This window comes from Halochromatium sp., from assembly GCF_054919635.1.
In genome coordinates, this window is sequence record NZ_JBUDPI010000355.1 from 1 (window position 1) to 3829 (window position 3829).

Sequence of the window (3829 nt, forward strand, 5' to 3'; positions counted from 1 at the left end):
TCGATCCTCGAGCTTGGCCTCAGGCTTGAACGCAGGCTTGAAGCCAGGCTTGGATAGCGCGCTAGATCGCGCATTGGCGGCTGCGCTCAAGGCTCAGTGGGCCTTGGGTCGCCGCGCCGCGCTGGTCAGCTGTGGCAGACGCGCGGGGCCGGTGCACCTGAACCTGCCCTTCGATGAGCCCTTGGTGCCCGGGCCAGACTGCACCGCCGCCAAGGCCGCTGTCCCTACCGCCACGACGGCATCGCAGGCAGCCGAGACAGTGGACGGACAATCTGTCGCCTCGAGCCCGAGGGCCACGCTCGCGAGCATTGGGCTCGAGACGGCGCTCTCCAGCTGGCCAGCGGGGCGCGGCCTGATCCTGTGCGGCCCCGGCTCGGAGCTGTCGACGCCAGTGAGCGGCGAATCGGGGATGCGCTTGGCACCGAGTCTCTGGCTTTGCGCCAACGCGCTCGCCTTGCCGGTGCTGGTCGACCCGCTCTCTGGGCTGCGCGCCGGCAGCGGCACTGGCACTGGCACTGGCTCCGACCCAGAGGCTAGTCCAGCGCCCAGCAGGGCTGATGCGGGCTCGAGCGCACAATCCATCGCCGAGCCGCGCATCAGCGCTTGCGACAGCTTCTTGCGCAATCCGGCTCTGGCCCAGGCGCTGCGCCCGGACTGGGTGCTGCGCATCGGCCGGGCGCCGATCTCTAAGGTGCTTGGCCAATGGCTCGAGGGGGTGCCGGCGATCTTGGTCTCCGAATCCGGGGTTTGGTCTGATCCGAGCCATGATGCGTTGCTACAGCTCGAGCTTCCGGCGGCGGCGGTCTGCGATGCGCTCCGGCTTCAAGGTCTGGTTGAGCCCCGCCCCGATTGGCTGGCGCGATGGCAGGCCGCCGAGCAGCAGAGCTGGCGACTCGTCGATCAACGACTCCAGCAGGCGGGCCCCGCGTCGAGCTGGGAATCGAGCCGGTGGGCGAGCGGGGGATCGAGCGGGGGATCGAGCGGGGGGGCAGGCCGGAGCCCAAGCAGCGGATCAAGTCAAAGCCCAAGCTGGAGCGAGCCTCAGATCATTGCGACGCTGAAAGCGGCGATTCCCGACGGTGAGGCCCTGTTCTGCGCCAACTCGATGCCGATCCGCCAGCTCGATACCTGGTGGCGCGCTGGCGGGGCCCAGGTCACTCTGCTCGGCAATCGCGGTGCCAGTGGCATCGATGGCTACCTCTCGACGCTGGCCGGTCTCCAGCAGGCCGGGCTCCCCTGTTGGGGGCTGGCCGGTGATCTCTCGCTGTGCCACGATCTCAGCGGTCTCTTGCTGGCGGACCGGCTCGACCGCCCGCTGCTGGTGCTGAATAATGGTGGCGGCCATATCTTCGACTATCTGCCACAGCATCGACTCGTGGGCTTCGAGCGCCTCTGGCAGACGCCACAGCGCGTTGATCTCGCGTCGCTGGCGGCCTTGGCTGGACTGCGCCATTGGCGGGTCGAGGATAGCGCCGGACTGGAGGCTGCGTTGGCAGAGGTCGGGTTGGGGGCGGGCCTGATCGAGTGCGTGATCGATCCCGAGCAGAGTCGTCAGGCGCATCTGGCATTCTGGGAGCAGGTGCGCGCAGAATCGTTTCCAGACAAACCTTAGTCTGAATGACGGATATTGGGCTTGCAAACCGGCCGCTTGCATCGTTTCCTCGTGCGGCTCGATTGATGGCTGCATAACGCGCTAAGTGCTCACTGCATGCCGATCATGTCCACGGCAGATGGCGCTTGACGGCTGAGCCTGTCGAGAACTGAATTGATAAGCTCCACGGCAAGGCCAAGCTGCCATGGCTTGCTGGCGAGCAGAGGAGAGAGCTGAGCGATGAGCGAAGACCAGAACCCGCGTCCACCGATCGCGTGGGAGGCCGTGACCGAGCCGGGCTATCAGGACATCCTGATGCATCGCGCCGAAGGCATCGCCAAGATCACGATCAATCGTCCGGAGGTGCGCAACGCGTTCCGACCGGAGACGGTGCTCGAGCTGATCGATGCCTTCCATCGGGCGCATCTCGATCCCGAGGTCGGCGTCATCATCCTCACCGGTGCTGGCGAGCTGGCCTTCTGCTCAGGTGGCGATCAGCGCATTCGCGGTGATGGCGGCTATCGCGATGCGGCCGGCACCGAGCACCTGAACGTGCTCGAGTTGCAGCGCCAGATCCGCAGTCTGCCGAAGCCGGTGGTGGCGATGGTGGCCGGTTACGCGATCGGCGGTGGTCATGTGCTGCACCTGATCTGCGATCTCAGCATTGCTGCCGAGAACGCCCGCTTCGGCCAGACCGGCCCCAAGGTCGGCAGCTTCGATGCTGGCTTCGGCGCCGGTCAGATGGCGCGCACCATCGGCCTCAAGCGCGCCAAGGAGATCTGGTTCCTGTGCCGCCAGTACGGCGCCGAAGAAGCCTTGCAGATGGGCCTGGTTAATGCCGTGGTGCCCATTGCCGAGCTGGAGGCGACCACGGTCGATTGGTGTCGGCAGATGCTGCGCCATTCACCGACCGCCCTGCGATTGCTCAAGTCCGCGTTCAATGCCGATAGTGATGGCTTGGCCGGCATCCAGGAGCTGGCCGGCAATGCCACCGGATTGTTCTATCAGACGGCGGAAGCCCAGGAGGGCCGCGATGCCTTCCTCGAGAAACGGCCACCGAACTTTGGTCCGTTTCGGCGCCGGCCCTAGCGTTCTTCTTGACCCACCAGAGCAAGGCTCCTGGTATGACTCGGCATCCACAGGCGATCGATATGGCCCCGACGACCCTTGAGCAGGAGCAAGAGCCGGAACAAGAGCCGGAGCAAGCGACCGGCGCGGTAGCACCCAGACTGAGACTGCGACGCTGGATCGAGGCGGCGCGCCCGCGTACCCTGCCGTTGGCGCTCTCGCCGGTGCTGGCCGGTCTCTTTCTGGCGTTGGCCCAAAGCGGGCAGTTGGCCTTCTTCACTGCGCTTGCGACCCTGATCGCCGCAGCCGGTATCCAGATCGGCACCAATCTGCACAACGATGCCGCCGATTTCGAGCGTGGCACCGATACCGCCGATCGGCTCGGTCCGCCACGGGCCGCGGCGCAAGGCTGGTTCACCGCGGCACAGGTCAAACGCGCCGCGCATCTCGTGTTCCTGACCAGCTTTCTGCTTGGGCTGTTGCTGGTGCTTCGCGGTGGCTGGCCGATCTTCGCGCTCGGCGTCGCCGCCATCAGCGCCGGCTATGCATACACCAGCGGCCCCAAGCCGATTGCCTATGGACCTTTTGGCGAGCTGTTCGTGCTCGCATTCTTTGGCATCGCCGCGGTGGCGGGCACCTACTACCTGCAGACGCTGACGCTCTCGGTGCAGGCCATCACCCTCGGCATCGCGCTGGGCCTGCCCGCTGCGGCCGTGCTGCTGCTGAATAATTATCGCGACTTTAAGACCGATCGCATTGCCGGTCGGCACACGCTCTGCCACCTGCTCGGGCGCCCCGCCGCTCGGTGGGTCTATGCGGCGTTGCTGCTGACGCCCATTCCGCTGCTGATGCTGGGCGGTCTGCCACTGCACGGCTGGCCGCTGCTGCTGGCGCTGCCGCTGGCGGCGCTGCTGATTCGCCAGCTTTGGCGCACCGAGGGGCGCGCGCTGAATCAGCTGCTGGCTCGCACCGGCCAGTATCAGCTGGTCCTGACCCTGCTGTTGGGACTGGGGTTGCTGCTCGACGCCTGGTGAGTTGAGCCAATCCAGCCCCCCGTACCCTAGGCGATCGCGGTGCGCAAGCCGAGCGATCTGACCGGCGGCGCGATCAAGAAGGCGAGCGAAAAGACCAGCAAGGCGTTATCAGCTTCGACCGAAAACGCCTTAGTGA

The 3829-nt window shown here is 66.1% G+C and carries 3 protein-coding genes; all 3 read left to right on the forward strand.

Annotation, left to right across the window (positions count from 1 at the left end):
• The coding region (locus ACY693_RS16475; RefSeq protein WP_462322898.1) for a hypothetical protein at positions 1-1612 on the forward strand (1612 nt) is incomplete at its 5' end.
• 219 nt (positions 1613-1831) lie between these two features.
• Positions 1832-2680, forward strand: coding sequence for a 1,4-dihydroxy-2-naphthoyl-CoA synthase (menB, locus tag ACY693_RS16480; protein WP_462322899.1), 849 nt, complete (start codon positions 1832-1834; stop codon positions 2678-2680).
• 62 nt (positions 2681-2742) lie between these two features.
• Positions 2743-3693 (forward strand): 1,4-dihydroxy-2-naphthoate octaprenyltransferase, encoded by a 951-nt coding sequence (gene menA / locus ACY693_RS16485; RefSeq protein WP_462322900.1) that lies wholly within the window; start codon positions 2743-2745, stop codon positions 3691-3693.
• Positions 3694-3829 lie beyond the last annotated feature (136 nt).